The sequence below is a fragment of the Actinomycetota bacterium genome, assembly GCA_023488435.1.
Classification (GTDB): Bacteria; Actinomycetota; Coriobacteriia; order Anaerosomatales; family UBA912; genus UBA912.
Genome location: JAMDCK010000019.1, coordinates 25,910 through 46,012 on the forward strand (window position 1 = coordinate 25,910; position 20,103 = coordinate 46,012).

19 protein-coding genes are annotated in these 20,103 nt (G+C 61.8%); 8 read left to right on the forward strand and 11 right to left on the reverse strand.

Translation table 11 applies throughout. The annotated features are described in order from the left end of the window. Positions 1–2: 2 nt before the first annotated feature. From M1617_02140 to M1617_02185, 10 genes are all read right to left on the reverse strand, one after another. Positions 3–1,028, reverse strand: coding sequence for a Gfo/Idh/MocA family oxidoreductase (locus M1617_02140; GenBank protein MCL5887088.1), 1,026 nt, complete (start codon positions 1,026–1,028; stop codon positions 3–5). Further along, a complete protein-coding gene (locus tag M1617_02145) occupies positions 1,025–2,320 on the reverse strand; it encodes a nucleotide sugar dehydrogenase (protein MCL5887089.1) in 1,296 nt (431 codons plus the stop codon). Before M1617_02145 ends, M1617_02140 begins: the two co-directional genes overlap by 4 nt. Before the next feature lie 31 nt (positions 2,321–2,351). Beyond that, positions 2,352–2,774, reverse strand: a complete 423-nt coding sequence (gene fabZ, locus M1617_02150; protein MCL5887090.1) for a 3-hydroxyacyl-ACP dehydratase FabZ — start codon at positions 2,772–2,774, stop codon at positions 2,352–2,354. Further along, positions 2,764–4,059, reverse strand: a complete 1,296-nt coding sequence (gene murA, locus M1617_02155; GenBank protein ID MCL5887091.1) for a UDP-N-acetylglucosamine 1-carboxyvinyltransferase — start codon at positions 4,057–4,059, stop codon at positions 2,764–2,766. The genes fabZ and murA overlap by 11 nt, the downstream gene beginning before the upstream one ends. Next, positions 4,046–5,440, reverse strand: coding sequence for a dihydrolipoyl dehydrogenase (gene lpdA, locus M1617_02160; protein MCL5887092.1), 1,395 nt, complete (start codon positions 5,438–5,440; stop codon positions 4,046–4,048). Before lpdA ends, murA begins: the two co-directional genes overlap by 14 nt. Positions 5,441–5,519: 79 nt before the next feature. Continuing rightward, positions 5,520–6,383, reverse strand: coding sequence for a methylenetetrahydrofolate reductase (locus tag M1617_02165; protein MCL5887093.1), 864 nt, complete (start codon positions 6,381–6,383; stop codon positions 5,520–5,522). After that, on the reverse strand, positions 6,380–7,066 hold the full coding sequence (locus tag M1617_02170) for a methylenetetrahydrofolate reductase C-terminal domain-containing protein (GenBank protein MCL5887094.1): 687 nt from the start codon (positions 7,064–7,066) through the stop codon (positions 6,380–6,382). The genes M1617_02165 and M1617_02170 overlap by 4 nt, the downstream gene beginning before the upstream one ends. Then, complete coding sequence (locus M1617_02175; GenBank protein MCL5887095.1) at positions 7,063–9,555, reverse strand: homocysteine S-methyltransferase family protein; 2,493 nt, start codon at positions 9,553–9,555, stop codon at positions 7,063–7,065. Before M1617_02175 ends, M1617_02170 begins: the two co-directional genes overlap by 4 nt. Positions 9,556–9,601: 46 nt before the next feature. Further along, on the reverse strand, positions 9,602–10,048 hold the full coding sequence (locus M1617_02180; GenBank protein ID MCL5887096.1) for an NUDIX hydrolase: 447 nt from the start codon (positions 10,046–10,048) through the stop codon (positions 9,602–9,604). Between the two features lie 39 nt (positions 10,049–10,087). Further along, the gene (locus M1617_02185; GenBank protein ID MCL5887097.1) at positions 10,088–10,408 is read right to left on the reverse strand and encodes a hypothetical protein; all 321 of its coding nucleotides are present in this window, start codon (positions 10,406–10,408) and stop codon (positions 10,088–10,090) included. A 178-nt stretch (positions 10,409–10,586) separates the two neighbouring features. Between M1617_02185 and M1617_02190 the strand changes: the two genes are divergently transcribed. The 7 genes from M1617_02190 (at position 10,587) to M1617_02220 (ending at position 17,281) form a co-directional block, all read left to right on the forward strand. After that, positions 10,587–10,814 (forward strand): hypothetical protein, encoded by a 228-nt coding sequence (locus tag M1617_02190; protein ID MCL5887098.1) that lies wholly within the window; start codon positions 10,587–10,589, stop codon positions 10,812–10,814. A gap of 144 nt (positions 10,815–10,958) precedes the next feature. After that, positions 10,959–12,743 carry an ABC transporter ATP-binding protein/permease gene (locus M1617_02195; protein MCL5887099.1) on the forward strand — a complete coding sequence of 595 codons (1,785 nt, stop codon included), beginning with the start codon at positions 10,959–10,961 and terminating at the stop codon, positions 12,741–12,743. Next, positions 12,743–14,536: an ABC transporter ATP-binding protein/permease gene (locus M1617_02200; protein ID MCL5887100.1), complete on the forward strand. Its 1,794-nt coding sequence runs from the start codon at positions 12,743–12,745 to the stop codon at positions 14,534–14,536. Before M1617_02195 ends, M1617_02200 begins: the two co-directional genes overlap by 1 nt. 153 nt (positions 14,537–14,689) lie before the next feature. Beyond that, positions 14,690–15,268 carry a PadR family transcriptional regulator gene (locus tag M1617_02205; protein ID MCL5887101.1) on the forward strand — a complete coding sequence of 193 codons (579 nt, stop codon included), beginning with the start codon at positions 14,690–14,692 and terminating at the stop codon, positions 15,266–15,268. A 421-nt stretch (positions 15,269–15,689) separates the two neighbouring features. Then, the gene (locus tag M1617_02210; protein ID MCL5887102.1) at positions 15,690–15,926 is read left to right on the forward strand and encodes an ABC transporter permease; all 237 of its coding nucleotides are present in this window, start codon (positions 15,690–15,692) and stop codon (positions 15,924–15,926) included. 153 nt (positions 15,927–16,079) lie between these two features. Beyond that, positions 16,080–16,658 (forward strand): PadR family transcriptional regulator, encoded by a 579-nt coding sequence (locus M1617_02215; protein ID MCL5887103.1) that lies wholly within the window; start codon positions 16,080–16,082, stop codon positions 16,656–16,658. Between the two features lie 17 nt (positions 16,659–16,675). Further along, a complete protein-coding gene (locus M1617_02220) occupies positions 16,676–17,281 on the forward strand; it encodes a flavodoxin family protein (GenBank protein ID MCL5887104.1) in 606 nt (201 codons plus the stop codon). Positions 17,282–17,292: 11 nt separating this feature from the next. Here M1617_02220 and M1617_02225 read toward each other — a convergent pair whose 3' ends face one another. After that, entirely contained in the window at positions 17,293–18,492 is a 1,200-nt protein-coding gene (locus M1617_02225; protein ID MCL5887105.1) for a cofactor-independent phosphoglycerate mutase, read from the reverse strand. Between the two features lie 42 nt (positions 18,493–18,534). Between M1617_02225 and thrC the strand changes: the two genes are divergently transcribed. Then, positions 18,535–20,088, forward strand: coding sequence for a threonine synthase (gene thrC, locus M1617_02230; GenBank protein MCL5887106.1), 1,554 nt, complete (start codon positions 18,535–18,537; stop codon positions 20,086–20,088). The last annotated feature ends 15 nt before the right edge of the window (positions 20,089–20,103 follow it).

The window sequence follows — 20,103 nt, forward strand, 5'->3', positions numbered from 1 at the left end:
GTTCAGACCTCCAGCTTGGTCGAGACTGGCGCGCCGAGGTTCTGCATCGACTCATCGACGGCTTCGAGCACTCGCACGACGCAAAGACCTGCTCGGCCATCGCTCCTGGGCGTCTGCCCATTACGGCAGCAGTCTAGGAAGTGCTGGACCTCTGTGGCCAGAGGCTCTTTGAGCGGAACCCAGGGCACGTTGATGTCCCCGAACCGCAACGTGAGATCCTCGCCGTAGGCCATAGCGCTTTCGGGCTCACCGAGGCCACGGTCGTATATCCAGATCTTCTCGGTGGCCTCCATGTCATCGAACACGAGCATCTTCTTGGTGCCTACGACCGTGAGCTTCCTCACCTTGTGCGGATCGAGCCAGCTCACGTGGATGTTGGCCATCTTGCCGCTGGGGAAATGCAGGTTCGCAAAGACGGTGTCCTGCACGCCGTTGGTGACATAAGCGGCACCACTTGCGCTCACATAATCAGGGCTCTCGCCCAGTAGATAAAGTGCGATCGAGACATCATGGGGTGCCAGCGACCAGAATGCGTTCTCCTCGGTGCGGACTTTGCCGAGGTTGAGGCGCTGCATGTACAGATAGAGCGGATCGCCCAGCTCCCCCGACTCGATGTAGTTCTTGATCCAGTCGATAGCCGAGTGGTAGACCATCAGGTGCCCGACCATCAGGATGACTCCTGCGGCATCGGCAGCGAGCACGAGCTTCTCGGCGTCTGCGCTGGTAAGCGTGAGCGGCTTCTCAACGAAGCAGTGCTTCCCAGCTTCGATGACCTTGCTCGCGACAGCGAAGTGGCTCGGCGCGCTGGTGACGACGAGCACGGCGTCGATATCGTCGCGTGCAAGCATTGCGTCGAGGTCGGTGGTGGTGTCGGCGTATGGGTAGAGCTCGGCGAATCGCGCAAGGTTGGCCTCGCTGGCGTCGACGGCTGCCACGATCTGGGCATCCGCCAGCCTGTCAAGGTTGCGCACAACGTTGGGGCCCCAGTACCCGAAGCCTACGACACCGACCCGCACAGGCGCGCTCACAGGAGCACCACCTTCGGGTCGCCATCGATCTTCAGGGCGTTGCGGGTATCGAGCACGAGCGCCGCCTCTCTCAGCACGAGGTCGTAGTCGACCCCGGAGTGGTTGGTGATCACGAGCACGACATCTGCCGAGGAGACCTCCTCGGCGGTCAGCTCGACCTTGGGGATTGTCACTCCGCCTGCCGAGAAGGTCGGCACGTGCGGGTCGTGGTAGACGACTTCGGCCCCTTTTTGGGCGAGTAGCTCGGTGACGATGATCGCGGGTGATTCGCGCATATCGCTGATGTCGGGCTTGTAGGCGACCCCGAGTACGAGCACGCGCGAGCCGTTGAGCGACTTGCGGTGACGGTTGAGCGCGTCCATCAGGCGCTCGATCACGTAGTAGGGCATCGACTCGTTGATCCTGCCCGACAGGTCGATGAACTCGGTCCGAAAGTCGTACTGCCGGGCCTTCCATGACAGGTAGAGCGGGTCGATCGGGATGCAGTGTCCGCCCAGGCCGGGACCAGGGTAGAACGGCATGAAGCCGAAGGGTTTGGTCTTCGCGGCGTCGATGACCTCCCACAGGTTGATCCCCATGCGGTTGCACAGGAGCAGCAACTCATTGACGAGCGCGATGTTCACTCCGCGGAATGTGTTCTCGAGCAACTTGGTCATCTCGGCAGCTTGGGTTGAGGATACCGGCACGAGCGTGTCGATGAAGCGCCCGTACATGGCCACCGCAAGTGCGGTGCACTGCTTGGTCACGCCGCCGACGACCTTGGGCGTATTGCGGGTCTGAAAGACTGGGTTGCCGGGATCGACCCTCTCGGGCGAGAAGGCTAAGAACAGGTCGACGCCGACCTTGCGGCCGCCGGACTCGAGTATCGGGCGGATGACCTCCTCGGTCGTGCCCGGATACGTTGTGGACTCCAGCGTCACGAGAGCGCCGACTTTGACGTGCGGGGTGATTGAGCGGGCGGCAGACTCCATGTAGGAGGTGTCGGGCTGCTTCATCTCATCGAGAGGGGTGGGAACGCAGATCGCGATAGCGTCACAGACCGACATCGCCGAGAAGTCCGTGGTTGCGCTGACAAGCCCCTTCCCAACTAGGCTCGCAAGCTCGCATCCATCGACGTCTGGGATGTAGTTCTCGCCTCGGTCAAGCTGCGCCACCCGCTGCGCCGAGACATCGACTCCGATGACTCTGTAGCCCGCCTTGGCCATCTCGACTGCGAGCGGAAGTCCTACATAGCCCAATCCCACAACGCCGAGAACCGCCGTGCCGTCATTCAAACGCTCATCCAAACCCATTGCTCTCCGATCATCTCCGCCGTGAACCGAACTATTTTATCGCAAACATCAACTCTCCACTGCATGCGATTTCATCCCCGACGTAGGCCACTGCCTCGCCGAAGCCGATCGGGCCTCGGCTCTTGGTTATACGGCACTCGAGACGAAGCGTGTCGCCGGGCACAACCTGACGCTTGAAGCGCACTTTATCGATGCCTGCGAAGTAGCCGATCTTGCCGGCATTCTGGGGCAACGCAAGAAGCGCAGCCGCGCCCACCTGGGCCAGCGCCTCGATGATGAGCACGCCTGGCATGACTGGATGGCCGGGGAAGTGCCCGGGGACCCAGAAGGCGGCTTCGGCGACCTCGAGTCGGCCGGTCGCCTGCTCCCCGGGAACCAGGTCGGTGATCTCGTCAACGAGCAGGAAGGGCTCCCTGTGCGGGATGATGGCCTTGATGGCATCTCTATCGAGCATGTTTTTCTCCCTCTTCCTCGATCACTTTGATGTCAGCGCCGAGAGCCGCCAGCTTCTCGACGAATCTCTCGTAGCCCCGCTCGATGTGGTGGACGTCCATGACCTTCGTGGCGCCGTCTGCAACGAGTCCTGCGATTACGAGCGCAGCACCGGCGCGCAGATCCGGCGAGCTCACGGGTGCCCCCGAGAGTGCGCCAGCACCCCTGACCAGGGCATGGTGGCCTTCGATGCGGATGTCCGCTCCCATCCTACCCAGCTCGTCGGCGAACATGAAACGGTTCTCGAAGACGTTCTCGGTGATCACGCAGCTCCCGTCGGCAATCGACATGAATGCCATGAACTGGGCCTGCATATCGGTGGGAAAGCCTGGGTGCGGCAGTGTCTGGATGTCCACGCTTCTGGGCCGCGCGGGTCCGGTCACCGTCACGCCGTCACTGTGGACATCGAGCTGGCAGCCAGCCTGTCCGAGCTTGAAGAGCAGCATCTCGAGGTGAGCCGGGTCGAATCCGCGTACCGTGACTGGGCCACGCGCCATCGCGCCGGCGACGAGGAAGGTTCCGGCTTCGATGCGGTCTCCGACCACCGAGTGACCTTCGGCGGGGCTCAGGCGCTCGACGCCCTCGACGGTGATTTCTCCGCTGCCCGCTCCTTCGATACGCGCGCCCATCGAGCTGAGGAAGTCCGCGAGATCGGCGATCTCGGGCTCGCGCGCGGCGTTCTCGATCGTGGTGGTTCCTTCGGCGAGTACAGCGGCCATGAGGAGGTTCTCTGTGGCGCCCACGCTGGGGAAGTCGAGCACCACCGGTGCGCCGCGCAGGCCCTCGGGTGCGGTGGCGTGGATGACGCCGTGGTCGTATGCGACGCGCACGCCAAGACTCTCCAGCCCGCGAACGTGCATGTCGATCTTGCGAGAACCTATCGCGCATCCGCCGGGCATCGCGACTTTCGCCTGCCCGTACCGCGCGATGAGCGGGCCGAGGACCACGATCGATGCGCGCATCTTCGCGACCATCTCGTAGGGTGCCTCGAATGAGGTCACGCCCGAGGTGTCGATGGCGAGCTCGTGGTCGGTGCGTGTCACGCGCGCTCCGAGTCCGGCCAGCACCTCGGCCATCGTGTGCACGTCACTGATGTCGGGCACGTTGCGCAGCCGAGAAGTCCCGGTCGCGAGCAGTGCCGCCGCCATGAGCTTGAGTGCCGAGTTCTTCGCACCCTCCACCCTGACTTCTCCTGCCAGAGGGCTGCCGCCCTCAATGATGATCGAACGCATCCTATCCCTTTCCATCAATCTTGCTTGCACACTCTGTCGCAGCGTGCCTGACGACCTCGCTAACAGTCGGGTGCGCGTGCACTGCCCGCGCGATGTCGCCGACGACTCCGTCGTTGCGCATGCAGGTGGCGACCTCGTGGATGATCTCGACCGCATGAGGGCCGACGATCTGACATCCTAGCACCCGCCCCGTGGTGCGCTCCGCCACAAGCTGCACGAATCCTTCGGACTCACCTTCGGCGATAGCCTTACCGTTCGCCGAGAACTTCGCGATTCCTACGACTGGATCGAGCCCCTTGGCTTGTGCGCTGTCGCGACTAATGCCGACAACAGCGATCTCAGGGAAAGTATATACACAAGCCGGGATGCACTCCGCGCGCACAGTGTTGGAGGGCTCTTCGCCGCGCAGGGCCTGGACCGCATTGCGGGCTGCAGCCACACCTTCCTCCTCGGCGACGTGCGCAAGCATCATGCCGCCGATGAGATCGCCCACCGCCCACACACCGGGCACCGAGGTCCTGAAGAACCCGTCGACCTCGACGGCTGCGCGCAGCACCGCCACGCCTGCCTCGGCAAGGCCAGCCTGCGAGCTGTGCGGCACTCGGCCCACGGCGGAAAGCACCACGTCGGTCTCGATCGCTTCACCGCTGCGCAGCGCCGCACGCATGCGCCCGTCGGCGAGTCGCTGTACGCTCTCGACCGCTTCGCCCAGGCGGAATTCGATGCCGAGACGCCCGAGCGCATCCTTGGCGACGCGCCCGACGCGCTTGTCGATCCCGGGCAAAAGCTGGTCGGTCAGCTCGACCACGACGACGCGCGAGCCGAAAGCCGCATACGCGCAGGCGAATTCGAGCCCGATGACGCCGCCGCCGATGACGAGGACCTCTGCGGGGATCTCCGTGAGCGCTACGGCTTCGTCGCTGGTCCACACACCTTCGAGTGCGTGGTCAATCCCGGGCAGCCGCAGCGTATCCGAGCCGCAAGCCAGGATCACGGCATCGCTAGCGATCCTCTGCTCGCCGCCTTCAGCAAGCAGCACTCGCGTTGCGGTCGCGTCTATCAGGTGCCCGGTGCCGTGGAGTATCTGGACGCCAAGGCGCTTCGCTTGGGCGTGTAGCTGTCCGGCCAACTCGGCGACGACCGCGTCCTTGCGCGCACGCAGGGCCGCGACGTCGACTCGGGCCACCTCGGCTTGTAGGCCGAACTCTGCGGCCGCTCGCGTGTCGGCCACGATCCTCGCCGACCGTAGGATGGTCTTCGTCGGGATGCAGCCGCGGTTCAAACACGTCCCGCCGAGGCGATCCTTCTCCACCAGCGTGACCACCGCCCCGAGGCGCGTCGCCTCGAAAGCCGCCGCGTATCCGGCGGGGCCGCCGCCGATCACTGTGATCCTCATCGCATTCCCTCCTTGGGTCGCCAAGCGGCGGCGGGTAATCGCCTTACAGCCGCTGGCGCGGTGTTTCGCTCACGCTCGTTCACTGGTTGCCGACGATCCGGGCCACAGCCTCATCGAGACCGAGTGGCATGATGTGGACGCCGTCGCAGATATCCCGACAAGCCACCACCTGCTCTGCCGCTAGCGCAAGGCCTTCGGCAAGAGGGTCCTCGGCGGTCTTTATGCGCTGCTCGATGTGTGGCGGGATCATCAGTCCCGCGAGCTTGTTGTTCACGAAATCGACGACCCGCGGGCTCTTGAGCAGGAGGATCCCCGCGATGACCCACGCCCCTTCGGCGCGCAGGGCCTGCGTGGCTCGCTCCAGCTTGTCCAGGTCGAAGATCGCCTGCGTCTGGAAGTAGCTCGCGCCCGCCGCAATCTTGCGACTCGCGCGAAGCATCTGGACATCGTAAGGCTCAGCCTCAGGGAAAGCCGCAGCGCCGATGAAGAAACCTGTACCGCCGACAAGCGGCCTTCCGAGCATATCGGTGCCTGCGTTCATCTGGGCAGCTATATGTATGAGCTGCGTCGAATCGAGGTCGAACACGCCCTTGGCCTGCGGATGGTCGCCCGCCCGTGGGTCGTCGCCTGTGACGATGAGCAGGTTCTCGAGCCCGAGTGCCCACGCCGCCAGCAGGTCGGATTGGAGTGCGAGCCTGTTGCGGTCCCGGCAGGTCTGCTGGAAGATCGGCTCGAACCCAGCATCGAGGACGAACTTCGATGCGCCCAGCGATGACATGTGCAGAGTCGCGCCCTGGTTGTCGGTGACGTTGATGGCGTGACACGCGCTGCCGAGCAGATCGACGCTTTTGCGCATGGCTGCGACGTCCGTGCCAAGCGGCGGCGACAGCTCACCCGTAATCACGAACTCCCCGGCCTCGAGTGCGGTTCTGAGTCTGCTCATGCGGGACCGCCCTCAGCCTGCGAGCGCCGCGATCGCTCTGCACGCAGGTCGACCGCACCCGGCCTCTGCTTCGCCGAGTGGTCCTTGGGCGACATCGTGTCGCCCTGAGCCCTGCCCTGCGAGGCGAGTCGCTGCACGATCCGCACGTGCACGCACTCCTTCTCGGCAAGTACCTCGCACTTGCCATCCCACATCCCTCCGCATGGCCCGTTGAGGAGACCCTTCGGGCACGTGGTGACGGGGCAGATCCCCGCCGTGGTGTCGAGAACGCAATCGCCGCACATCTGGCAGCGCTCCTCGAAACGGCCCTGTCGGATCACGTTGCCCAGGAAGACCGATTCGGCGCCGGGCAAGACCGGCAGGCCGGTCAGCTCTGCGATAGTCTGGGTGCCTGCGCCGCAAGCGAACACGATGACGGCGTCGGCCGAGTCCAGCTCGGCTTTGCGCTCGCGGAGTCGGACTCCCATGTTCGCCTGGTGGCACGAGGACTCGCCGATCATCGAGCCGGTGACCTGCATGCCCTCGGTCTCGAGCCTCTGTGCAGCCTGGGCGACCTCTTCCTCGCCGCCGGTCTTGCCCACAGTGGCGCACTGTCCGCAACCAACAAGGAAAACCCTGCGCGCACCGATATCCTCGAGCACGCCCATGAGCATGCCCCACTCGCGAGGTCGCGTGACGATCATTCGCCAGCACCTCCCCCCGCTAAGGAGGCTATTGCCACCCGGACGGCCGACACACAGCCAGGCGCATCATCGGAGTATCCGGCGCCGATGCTAGCCGCCCATTCGGCGGTCACGACCGCGCCACCCACCATGACGGGCAGCGACGGGCGATGCTCTGCAAGCAGCGCAACGGTCTCGGCCATCGCCGGAAGCGTAGTGGTCATCAATGCCGAGAGGCAGACGACCTGCGGCCCGCTCGCCAGGACCGCATCAAGCACTTGAGTAGGCTCGATGTCGACCCCGAGGTCCTGGACCTCGAAGCCCTGACTCTCGAGCAAAGATACACATATGTCCTTGCCAATCGAGTGGATGTCGCCCTTCACGGTAGCGAACACCACGGTGCCTTGTGGCTCCATATCGCCTGCGGGGAGGTGCGCCTTCACCTGCGCCACGGCGGCCTTCATCGCCTCGGCTGCGACTATGAGCTGCGGCAGGAACACCTCGCCACGCCCGAATCTCTCGCCGAGGCCCTCGATCGCTGGGGCGAGTATCTCGGGGATGACCTGCTCTGGCCCGGTACCTGCGGCCACGAGCGCATCGACGAGGTCCCGAGACCCGGGTGCATCCCCGCGCCTGATCGCGGCAGCCAGGAGCTCCGGTAATGCCGGGTGAAGGGCGGCTTCGTGAGCGTTGCGGCCGGACGCAGGTTGAGTATCGGCGGCTGGCTGCGACTTCACGCCCTCGTCGGCGAATGTCACAGCCTCGCGATACACTGCGTCCCAGGCGTCCCAAGCGGCGCCGTGCGCCGTCGCGTCGACGCCTTTGGCGCGCGCCGAATCGGCGAGCTTGATGGCTTCTGCGACGACCGCGTCGGCCGGGTTGGCGATCACGGCGTCGAGCCCTGCGGCCGCGGCAACGCCGATGAAGGCGGCGTTCAGGGCCGGCCTCATCGGCAGTCCGTGGCTTACGTTGCTGATTCCGAGGACCGTCGTCAGTCCCTGCTCCTTCAGCGAGTGGAGTGTGCCGACCGTGATCCTGGGGGCGTCTGGATCGATCGCCGATGTCATCACCAGCGAGTCCACGACGAGGTCGGCGGTCGCGATACCGGCGCGCGTCGCCTCTGCCTGGATGCGCGCGACGACTTCGAGCCTGCCGCGCTCTGTCTCGGGGATCCCGGATTCGTCGAGTGCGAGCACGACGACTGCGGCGCCGTACTTCCTGACCAGCGGCAACACGCCTGCGAGCGACTCGGGGGTGCCGTTGACCGAGTTCACCAGGGCCTTGCCCGGGTACACGCGCAAAGCCGCTTCGAGTGCGGAGACGTCGGTGGTATCGAGCACCAGCGGCAAGTCGCAGGAGCCAGCCAGCGCGATGGTCGCCTCCTTGAGCATCGCGACCTCGTCGACACCCGCGGCTCCGACATTCACATCAAGCAGGTCCGCGCCGGCCTCTGCCTGTTCCTCGGCGAACTGCCGCACGAGCGAGGTCGAGCCCTGGCGCAACGATTCTGCGAGGTCGGGTTTGCCCGTCGGGTTGATCCTCTCGCCGATGACCGCGAGCGGTCGTCCTTGGCCGAGGACCACCGATCGCCGAGGTCCGGCCAGCGACGTCCCCGCGAGCCCTGAGCGAGCGGGTGCCAGCGGCACGAGGCGCGCGAAATCGCCGATCGCACCCGTGAACGCCGGGGTCGAACCGCAGCACGAGCCCACCAGCGCGGCACCGGCTTCGACGAAGCGTGCGGCATACTCGCCCATCTCGTCTGGTGTGCCTGGGAAGACCGTCTTGCCGTCCACAAGCTGGGGGATACCTGAGTTGGGCTGCACGATGAGCGGCAGCTTCGTCGCCGAAGCCATCTGCGATACCAGCGGAAGCACCTGCGCAGGCCCAAGGCCACAGTTGATGCCGACAGCCTCGGCGCCTGCGGCCTCCAAGACGATCGCTGCTGTAGCTGGGTCGGTTCCCGAAACATCCATCCGTCCCGAAAGCGCGAACGTGCACGTCGCAAAAACCGGCAGGTCACAGACGCTGCGCGCGGCCAGGACCGCACATCTAGCCTCGGCGATGTCGGTCATAGTCTCGATCAGGATGGCGTCCGGACCCCCGGCTGCCAGCGCACGGATCTGCTCGGCGAAAAGCTCGAAGACTTGCTCGAAAGCGGTGCCTCCGAGCGGTTCGATGAGTAGCCCCGTCGGGCCGACGGACGCCAGGATGTGCTTGACGCCCGACTCCCGCGCGATACGCACTGCCGCAAGATTGAGCTCGTGGACCTGGTCACCCAGACCGTACTTGTCGAGCTTGGCCCGCGTTCCGCCGAAGGAGTTGGTGGCAACGCAGTCGGCACCCGCTAGTACATAGTCGCGATGAATTCCGGCTATCAAGTCATCTGCAAGGATGTTGAGTTGCTCGGGGCACTGCTCGGAGGGTATCTCATATCGCTGCAGCATCGTGCCAAGCGCCCCGTCGAGCACGAGCAGCTCCTGGCCCAAACGCTTGCGGATATCCGGCATCATGACCCCTTACAGTAGCGAAGAACGATAGGTTCGGATTCTGGAAAGACTACCACTTACCATTGGATCTCAATACCGAGATCGCATCTGAGACGATCGTTTGATGATCGAAGGCCAACGGCGGCAAAGCATCGACTGGATGCCACTGCGCCAAGCTTGCATCGTCTCCGCCAACAACCTCGGGAGCATCCTCACCGAAGAACGCGGAAAAGACGACGCTCACCGTCCAGCCGCGTGGATCACGGCCTGGATCCCCATAGCCGCCTACCATCTGCAGCGGGCCCTCCCACGAAAGACCGGTCTCCTCGGCGAGTTCACGTCTGGCCGCAGATTCAACCGGCTCCCCCAGATCGACGAAACCGCCAGGTAGCGCCCACTGTCCTGCGAAGGGGTCACGCGCACGGCAAACCAGCAGTACCGTTCGGCGGGTGGTAGGTCCGGCGAAAAGCGCGATATCGGCAGTTACGGCAGCTTTCGGGTGGGAGTGATTCGACATAGTGGGATTGTAGCGACGTGCACGGCCGATGCCAACTTGTTAGCCGCGATCCCCATTCTTGTATATAGACACGAGATCGGCTCCGTCGACAAAGTCAAGTCCTTCTTCAACAGCCACACGTTGCATGAAGGCGCATTTTCGGCAGGTCCGAGCCTTCTCCTCGAAGTCGCCAGCCGCATCGCCGTCGCACATCGTACCAGCGATTACCCAGCACGATCTTCCGCCGTTGAGCCCGCCGTTCGCACCGTTTAGCACCGACTCGGTCACCGAAGGGCATGCGCAGGAGCCCGTTTCGCCGTTGTGGCTTGCATCGAAACCACAGCCTTGATACTCCCAGCAGTTCAGTTTTCTAGAAGCCATAACACGAATCTCGTTCCTAGGCCGGACCGCAGCTGTCTGCGAGGTGTACGAGCGCTAGCGTTGGTACCGTATTGAAAGCACATCGCGTGCCAACAAACTACACGAAGTCTCCACAACTTCTCCACGCCCAATGCCCAACCGTCGGCGATACTCTTTTTAGCTCGAATCGAGGAAAGGGGTGATTGCAGTGACGATGTTCGCGGTTCCGACAGTGCTGATGATGGCAGGCTTCGTCGCCTTAGCCTTGCTCGCTCTCAAAACCGTCGCCGACATCCAAGCCGCCGCCAAGCCCTCGTTCGCCGACTCTCCCGCCGAAGGTGCGATTGCGGTGGCCAGAAAGCGGCTTCGAGCTGGCGACATCGACAGGCAGGACTTCGACCGGATTTTGCGCGTACTCACTAGCTGAGTCAGAACATGTAAGACCCAAAATAGCCCTCCCTCCCTTCGAAACGGGACCTCGCCTCAACCGGGTCCCGTTTCTCTTGTCCTGTCGCTTATGCTATCTATGTGTCACCCAAACACTGCCAGTCAACTTTGGACTCGGAGCCCCATGGTCTCCACCCTCATACGCATCATCAGGTTCATACGCGGATATCGGACGACCGCATTGCTGGCTCTTATCGCTATTGTCGCCAGCATAGCCGCCGAGCTCTACGCCCCGCAGGTTCTACGCACACTTATCGACGACGGAATCATTGGAGGAAACAGCGACCATATCTGGCGCAATGCGGGCTGGCTTACTGCCCTAGCAGTACTCTCCGGCCTAGCCAGATTTGCTTACGGCTACCTTTCCGCCCGGGTGAGTCACGGCGCAGCGTTCGGCCTTCGCAAGGAGATATTCGCGAAACTCCAGAGTTTGTCGTTTTCCTACTACGATCGCGTCCAGACGGGCCAACTAATGACCCGGGTCACTAGCGATGTCGATCTGGTTCGAGATTTCATCGGCGGTGGAATGGTGCAGATGATCAGCGCCGTTCTCATGCTTGTCATCACCGCGGCGATCCTGCTGTCGATGAATCTGGTGCTGGCATTGATCGCACTTTCAGTCATTCCCGTGACCTTGCTCATCCTGCTTCTCTTCGTTGGCCGACTCGGCCCGATGTTCAGGTCGTTCCAAGAGAGGCTGTCGCGCCTGAACGGCATCTTTGGCGAGAACATTTCGGGTGTCCGTGTAGTCCGCACCTTCACCGCCGAGGAGACCGAGACCGAGCGATACCGCCGAGCGAACCAGGACCTGCTCGATTCCGGCCTTCAGATCCGCAACTCGATCGCGAATGCCTTCCCGCTACTCTTCAGCGTCGGCTCCTTCGGCGTGGTGCTGATCACCTGGGTTGGGTCATCGATGATCGTCGAAGGAACGCTGACCGTCGGCGAACTAGTGGCTTTCACTTCCTACCTCGTGCTGTTGCTGCAGCCGCTCTTCATGCTCGGCTTCGGTGCGCAGCAGATCGCGCGGGCTGGTGCCGGTGCTCAGCGCATCTTCGAGATCCTCGACGCTAAGATCGACGTTGCCGAGGCAGAGGATGCGATTGTCTTGCCCGAATTGCAGGGACGCATCACCTTCGAAGGTGTGACATTGCGATATCCCGGCGACACGCGGGACATCCTCAAGGAGCTGACCTTCTCCATCGATACCAAGACGACCGTCGCCGTTGTCGGCTCCACTGGCTCAGGCAAAACCAGCCTGGTCAACCTCATCCCGCGCTACTACGATCCCGTTGCAGGAGTCGTAGCGATCGACGGACACGACACCCGCACCCTCAAGCTCGACTTCCTCCGGCGGCATATCGCGATGGTCATGCAAGACGCAGTCCTTTTCAGCGGGACGGTAAGCGACAACATCTCCTACGGACGACCCGACGCCACACAGGAGCAAATCGAAGCGGTCGCACGGATGGCGCAAGCTCACGGATTCATCTCGGCGCTTTCCGAAGGCTACATGACGCACATCGGTGAGCGTGGTGTCACCTTGTCAGGCGGTCAACGTCAACGCATCTCCATCGCCCGTGCGCTTCTTGTTGATCCCAAGATCCTCATCATGGACGACTCGACTTCGGCTCTGGATTCCCAGACGGAAAGCGCACTGATTGAGGATCTTGACGAGCTGATGCGCACCCGCACCACGATTATCATTGGCCAACGCCCTTCGGCACTGGCACGAGCTGACAAAGTCCTACTGATCGAGGACGGACGAATCGCCGATGAGGGCACACACCTCGAGCTCCTCGAAAGGAACTGCACCTATGCCGAAATTCTGGCGGCCCCACCAGGATCTGAGTCCGAGGACCCGCCCGGTCAGTGCGAGATGAGTGGACTCGAAGGGCGTGATGGTTAGTGGCTCACCCACACGGAACGGGTCCGCAGATTCCGGTTGAAAGCGTGGCCGCCGCTACTGCGCTTGCGAGCGTGCGCAGACTGATCGAATACGTGCTCAAGTATCGTCGAAATGTCATTTTTGCCGTGGTGTGGCTGCTGGTCTCCTCGGCAACCGCTGCGGCGGTTCCTGCCTTGATCGGCTACGTGGTTGACCAAGCGGTCAGGCAAGCAGCAGGTGCGGGCGAAGTGAGTGCCCTCAATGCACCGATCGCACTGCTTGCAGCGGTCACTATCGCAGGATGGTTCGCTCAGCGTGCCCAAATCATCCACCTCGGAAATGCAGGTCAGAGGGCTCTTTTCGTTCTTCGGCAGGAAGTATTCGCAAAGCTCCATGTGCTCCCAGTTGCGTATTTCGAGTCTTCGGCCGCAGGAGACCTGATGAGTCGACTGGTCAACGACATCGAGACGGTGAATTCATTCATGTCCCAGGGCCTGCGCCGACTGATCGGGTCGATGCTCGTTGTGGTTGCAACGGTCGTCGCAATGTTCATCGTGGATGCCCGTCTTGCATTGGTCACGCTCTTGGCCTTGCCGTTCCTAATGGCAACCGCATGGGTGTTCGGAAAGGTCTCCCGGAGGGTGTTTCGGCAGCGCCAGGTTGCAATCGGAAACGTAAGCGCACTACTTGCCGAAGAGTTGGCGGGAATCAAGGTCGCCCAGTCGTTCGCAAGGTCTGGAGCTAGCAGCGAAGCATTCGATGCCCGTAACGCCGCAAACAGGGATGCCAGTATCAACGCCTCGGCGATCTCGTCAGCCTTCGAGCCTGCCCTGACCCTGATATCAACGATTGCGACCGTACTGGTGGCCGGCTATGGCGGAATGCTGGCTGCTGGAGGAGTGATCACTGTGGGCGTAGTGGTGGCGTTCTTCAACTACGCACGCCAGTTCTTCAACTCGATATCGCAGATCTCCACTCTTTGGGGAGAAACTCAGTCGGCTATTGCTGGCAGCGAGCGCGTCTTCACCCTTTTGGATGCTCAGACCGGGATGACCGATCCTCCAGACGCCGTTGACCTCATGGACCCCCAGGGTTCCTTGGGTTTCAGCAAAGTTAACTTCGGCTATGCCGAAGGACCCCAAGTACTGTTCGACGTCAGTTTCCAGGTCCTTCCGGGCGAGACCGTGGCTCTGGTGGGGATGACCGGAGCGGGCAAGTCCACAATCCTGGACCTCATCTCCAAGATGTATGCGCCCGACTCAGGCGAGATCACTATCGATGGAGTGGATATACACAAGGTCACCACCCCTTCCTTGCGAAGGATTCTCGGTGTCGTTGGGCAAGAACCCTTTTTGTTCACTGGGACCGTGGCCGACAACCTCAGGTATGCGCGGAGCGGCGTGACCGACGATGAAATCCGCTCGACTCTACTCGACGTCGGTGGCCCAGTACTTCTGGAAAGCCTGCCGGAAGGTATCGATACACGGATTGGCGAACGCGGACTCACGCTCTCCGGTGGTCAACGGCAATTGCTCGCACTAGCCAGAGTGATGCTTTCGGATCCCTCCATCCTACTTCTCGACGAGGCCACCTCAGCAGTGGACTCACGTACCGAGACCCAGATCCATGTTGCCTTGGACAAGGTTTTCTCTGAGCGCACCGCAATCGTCATCGCCCATCGGCTGTCCACAGTAAAAAGGGCCGACAGGATAATCGTGATAGAGGATGGCCGTGTTGTTGAGAGCGGCACGTATCGCGAGCTGATGGCGGCGGGCGGATACGCCTCGAATCTCTTCTGCGCTCAGATAATCTGACGTCTGTCCAACACTCATGTGCAGGTTCATGGTACTTTCTACCGCCCCTACCTGTGCTTTTTTACCAAACCTCGATCTTGGGTTTAGGCTTGCATTTATATGGGACATGTCATATAGTTGTGTTCACATATATGCGCAAATCGGGGTGAAAAGTTGTCTTTGGAGCATGCGATCATGGGTTTCCTCGCCGAGAAGGGCTCGACAGGATACGACCTGAAGACACGAGAGTTCTCGAAGGCGTCACCTCTCTGGCCTGCTGACCAAGCGCAGATATATCGAACCCTGGAGAAGCTGCGAACCAAGCGCTTGGTGTCCGTCAGGAAGATCCGACAATCGGACCGCCCGGATCGCCGCGAGTACGCACTGACACCTGCCGGCCGAAAAGCCCTCTCATCGTGGCTAGCGACCCCTTCTGCTCCCGCCACAGTCCGCGACCCCCTCATGCTTCAGCTCAACTTCGGCGAGTACGTGCCGGAAGAGGATCTTTACGCTGTGCTTGCCGCGCGTCGAGAGCTTATGCAATCCCAGCTTGAAACGCTTCGATCCCGCCTATCGGCTCATGAGGGTATGGGGCAAGGACACAGCACACGGGCACACGCCCTTAGAAGAATGGTGCTGCTCGGGCGCCTCTCGCAGATCCGTGCTTCGATCGACTGGTTGGATGATTGCATAGATTCTCTGGATGTCGCCGAAGGTCAGGCTTTACAGTCCGACCTCTTTGATGCAACATGAGCGAAGGGAGTCGCCCGATGAAGATTGTGGCAATCGACGCGAGCAGACATTTCGGGGCCGTAAGTAGGTCCGTCGAGGCAGCGGCACTAGCTGCCGAATCAGTTGGCGCCACCGTTTCTAGGGTAAGTCTCAGGGATCTTGAGATTAGAACTTGCACCCACTGCTGCATGTGTCACGCATCTGGCGTCTGTAAGATCCAAGACGGCCTTCCAGAACTCGCGCGGCTGATCAACGAGGCCAACGGCATCATATTCGGAACTCCTGACTCGTCCCGGCAAGCCAGTGATGCAACTAACGCGATTCTCGACAGACTCTCTGGCTATTTCAATTCGGATCAAATGTGTCTCCCGGGCATCGGGAGTTCGGCAGCACCTCAGACTCGATCAGCGAAACTTGCCAAGCGAGCGATAATCATCACTGCGTGCCGATCATCTCAGCTCCTATGGACTCACGTACCGAGACCCAGATCCATGTTGCCTTGGACAAGGTTTTCTCTGAGCGCACCGCAATCGTCATCGCCCATCGGCTGTCCACAGTAAAAAGGGCCGACAGGATAATCGTGATAGAGGATGGCCGTGTTGTTGAGAGCGGCACGTATCGCGAGCTGATGGCGGCGGGCGGATACGCCTCGAATCTCTTCTGCGCTCAGATAATCTGACGTCTGTCCAACACTCATGTGCAGGTTCATGGTACTTTCTACCGCCCCTACCTGTGCTTTTTTACCAAACCTCGATCTTGGGTTTAGGCTTGCATTTATATGGGACATGTCATATAGTTGTGTTCACATATATGCGCAAATCGGGGTGAAAAGTTGTCTTTGGAGCATGCGATCATGGGTTTCCTCGCCGAGAAGGGCTCGACAGGATACGACCTGAAGACACGAGAGTTCTCGAAGGCGTCACCTCTCTGGCCTGCTGACCAAGCGCAGATATATCGAACCCTGGAGAAGCTGCGAACCAAGCGCTTGGTGTCCGTCAGGAAGATCCGACAATCGGACCGCCCGGATCGCCGCGAGTACGCACTGACACCTGCCGGCCGAAAAGCCCTCTCATCGTGGCTAGCGACCCCTTCTGCTCCCGCCACAGTCCGCGACCCCCTCATGCTTCAGCTCAACTTCGGCGAGTACGTGCCGGAAGAGGATCTTTACGCTGTGCTTGCCGCGCGTCGAGAGCTTATGCAATCCCAGCTTGAAACGCTTCGATCCCGCCTATCGGCTCATGAGGGTATGGGGCAAGGACACAGCACACGGGCACACGCCCTTAGAAGAATGGTGCTGCTCGGGCGCCTCTCGCAGATCCGTGCTTCGATCGACTGGTTGGATGATTGCATAGATTCTCTGGATGTCGCCGAAGGTCAGGCTTTACAGTCCGACCTCTTTGATGCAACATGAGCGAAGGGAGTCGCCCGATGAAGATTGTGGCAATCGACGCGAGCAGACATTTCGGGGCCGTAAGTAGGTCCGTCGAGGCAGCGGCACTAGCTGCCGAATCAGTTGGCGCCACCGTTTCTAGGGTAAGTCTCAGGGATCTTGAGATTAGAACTTGCACCCACTGCTGCATGTGTCACGCATCTGGCGTCTGTAAGATCCAAGACGGCCTTCCAGAACTCGCGCGGCTGATCAACGAGGCCAACGGCATCATATTCGGAACTCCTGACTCGTCCCGGCAAGCCAGTGATGCAACTAACGCGATTCTCGACAGACTCTCTGGCTATTTCAATTCGGATCAAATGTGTCTCCCGGGCATCGGGAGTTCGGCAGCACCTCAGACTCGATCAGCGAAACTTGCCAAGCGAGCGATAATCATCACTGCGTGCCGATCATCTCAGCTCCTAGCAACCTTCTTCGGCTATACGAACGGCCCCATACGCCAGCTCAGGTCGACCCTTGCCGCCAGTGGGATTCGCACGATAGGCACGCTCGAGGTCAGAGGCGCCACGCCAAAGGGAGAGTACTCTCCGCCCGATATCGAGATTGCATCGAGCCTAGGCCGCCTGGTGGCAGGCAAGATCTGACTTCGGAGAGCTTAATCGGCGGGTTTTCCGATGAGCAGGTCCATGATCCTGCGCCCAGGATCCACTAGCAGCCCCGACTGCTTTGCGGCGACTTCGTCATAGCCAGCGATCCCACTGGCATCCACTCCCCGACCCCAGATCACGAACGGAACCGGATCCCCGACGTGGGCTCTCAGGGTGATGGGCGTGGCATGGTCCGGCATCGCCAAGACCCTGATGTCCTGCGTCGCTGCGAGCTCGCGAACGCGCGCGACGACCCGCTCATCGATTGCCTCGATAGCGGCGATCTTGCCTGCCAGGTCGCCAGCATGACCGGCTTCGTCGGGCGACTCGACGTGGATGACCACTAGGTCGCCCTCACCGAGCGCTTCAATGGCCCCCTTGGCCTGAGCGTCGTAGTCATTGTCAGGTCCATCGGTGACGCCGTCGATCTGCAGCCTGCGGATCGATGTCAGCGCTGCGAGTCCCCCTAGGAGATCGACACCCGAGGTCATCGCAGCGGACACCCCATGTCGCTCGGCGAACGAGGTGACTGCGAGTGGCCGGATCCCCGGCCAGAACGGCCAGACATCGGTCACGGGCAGCTCTCCTCGGCTACGCCTGTCAGCGTTCACCGACACTGCCGACAAGACCGCCCGCGCCCGCTCCATGTAGTCGAGGAGCAGCGCGGCCCCATCGCCCCTGGGCACATGCAGCGCTACGAGTTCGTCGGGGATGTCGTGGGGCGGAGTGTAATCCAGATCGACAAGCTCCGGATGACCTGTGACCACAAGGATATGACGGTAGGCCACGCCGGGGTACAGGCGGAAAGTGTCGTCGTCGAGTGCAGCCGCGAGCTCCGAGATCACCTCACGAGACTGAGCGGTTGGGATGTGTCCGCCAGAGTAGCTCGCCATCCGGTCATCAGCTAGCGCCACCAGGTTGAGTCGGAGCGCGACCTGATCGGGCCTCAACTCGATTCCCATGCTGGCAGCTTCAATCGCTCCTCGGCCGATGTATTCCGCGAGCGGATCGTATCCCAGGATCGACATACAAGCTGCCGAGGAGGACGGCTCGACCCCCTCGGGAACGGTACGAGCAAGGCCGATCATGCCTTCGGCGGCCATTGCGTCCAGGTTGGGCGTCGCTGCGACTTGTAGGCATGTTCGCCCACCGAGCTCCTCAAGCGGAAGGTCGGAGGCGCCGTCGAGAATGATGACAACATATTTCACTCGGTATCCCCATTCTGGAGGTGTTTCAGGTACCATGCGCACATGGGACATCATACACGTTACCTGGATACGCGCGGGCTCGACCTCTCGATGCCGACCTTCTCGGCTGCTGTGGTGAAGGGGATCGCAGCCAGCGGCGGCCTCTACGTGCCAGATTCGCTGCCGAGTCTGTCGCTCCAGCAGATCGCCCGATTCGCCGAGTGGCCCTATTCGCAGCGCGCCGCCGAGGTCTTCAAGTTGCTCGGTGTGGACCTCGACGAAGCCACGATACAAGACCTCATGCAGCGGTCGTATGGTCCCCAGTGGAGCGACCAGCGCATCGCCCCGGTCGTCTCGCTTGGCTCGGGCATGCACGTGCTGGAGCTTTGGCACGGCCCGACCAGCGCGTTCAAGGACATGGCGCTGCAGTGCATGCCGCTGTTCTTCTCGGCATCCGTGGAGTCCATGCGGGAGCGCGGGCAAGCCACCGATGACTTCCTGATCCTGGTCGCAACCTCTGGCGACACCGGCAAGGCCGCCCTTGATGGATTCGCCGACCGCGCGCACATCAAGATCGCCGTCTTCTACCCTGACCAGGGTGTATCCGACATCCAACGCAAACAGATGGTGACGCAGACAGGCGAGAACGTGAACGTCTTCGGGGTCAGGGGCAACTTCGACGACTGTCAGACCGCTATCAAGGATGCCTTCGCTGACGCGCCCTTCAACACGATTCTCGCCGATGAGCATGGCTTCGTGTTGTCCTCGGCGAACTCGATCAACTTCGGCAGGTTGGCCCCACAGATCGTCTACTACATCAGCGCCTATGCCGATCTGCTCGCCGAAGGGTCGCTCAATCCCGGTCAACCCATGGACGTCTGCGTCCCGACTGGGAACTTCGGCAACATCCTTGCGGCATACTACGCAAAGCTCATGGGAGTCCCGATCGGACGCCTTGTGTGCGCAAGCAACGAGAACCGGGTGCTCGCCGACTTCATCGAGACTGGCATCTACGACATCGCCGAGAGGGACTTCGTGACCACGCCCTCACCCTCGATGGATATCCTCGTGTCGAGCAACCTCGAAAGGCTGCTCTACCACCTTGCCGGTCCCGAGCGGGTGCGCGAGTGGAGTGAGGCGCTACGCACCCACGGACGCTTCGAGGTCGATCCGGACACCCTCAGCCAGCTGCAGGAGCACTTCTGCGCCGGCTGGGTCGACAACGACTCTGCGCTTCTGACGATCAAAGAGGTGCTCGACGAGTCCGGCTATCTGATGGATCCCCACACCGCCGTCGCTTGGCGCATCGCACATGCCGAGAAGTCCGACAACCCCATGCTGGTCGTTTCGACAGCGGCGTGGGCGAAGTTCGGGGACAGCGTGCTCAAGGCCATCCTGGGGGTACCATACAGCGCCCCGCTTCCCGAGGACTATGCCCGCCTCGGCGGTGTCGGTATGCTGAAAGCGGTCCAGAAGCTGACCTCGGCATCGATAGCTCCTATCCCCGACTCGCTCGCGCGGCTTGAAGAGACACCGGAGCGCTTCACCGCAGTCGTCGACTCCGGGCACGAGGCCGTTGAGACAGCGGTCCTCGATTGGCTACGATCCGCCGAATAGCGCCTCGCGGTTAGA

Bases quoted from the DNA above. Each gene is read 5' to 3' on its own strand.
- M1617_02170 (MCL5887094.1), bottom strand. From the start codon at position 7,066: ATGATCGTCACGCGACCTCGCGAGTGGGGCATGCTCATGGGCGTGCTC.
- M1617_02180 (MCL5887096.1), bottom strand. From the start codon at position 10,048: ATGTCGAATCACTCCCACCCGAAAGCTGCCGTAACTGCCGATATCGCG.
- lpdA (MCL5887092.1), bottom strand. From the start codon at position 5,440: ATGAGGATCACAGTGATCGGCGGCGGCCCCGCCGGATACGCGGCGGCT.
- M1617_02175 (MCL5887095.1), bottom strand. From the start codon at position 9,555: ATGATGCCGGATATCCGCAAGCGTTTGGGCCAGGAGCTGCTCGTGCTC.
- M1617_02145 (MCL5887089.1), bottom strand. From the start codon at position 2,320: ATGGGTTTGGATGAGCGTTTGAATGACGGCACGGCGGTTCTCGGCGTT.
- murA (MCL5887091.1), bottom strand. From the start codon at position 4,059: ATGGAAAGGGATAGGATGCGTTCGATCATCATTGAGGGCGGCAGCCCT.
- M1617_02185 (MCL5887097.1), bottom strand. From the start codon at position 10,408: ATGGCTTCTAGAAAACTGAACTGCTGGGAGTATCAAGGCTGTGGTTTC.
- M1617_02195 (MCL5887099.1), top strand. From the start codon at position 10,959: ATGGTCTCCACCCTCATACGCATCATCAGGTTCATACGCGGATATCGG.
- thrC (MCL5887106.1), top strand. From the start codon at position 18,535: ATGGGACATCATACACGTTACCTGGATACGCGCGGGCTCGACCTCTCG.
- M1617_02220 (MCL5887104.1), top strand. From the start codon at position 16,676: ATGAAGATTGTGGCAATCGACGCGAGCAGACATTTCGGGGCCGTAAGT.
- fabZ (MCL5887090.1), bottom strand. From the start codon at position 2,774: ATGCTCGATAGAGATGCCATCAAGGCCATCATCCCGCACAGGGAGCCC.
- M1617_02165 (MCL5887093.1), bottom strand. From the start codon at position 6,383: ATGAGCAGACTCAGAACCGCACTCGAGGCCGGGGAGTTCGTGATTACG.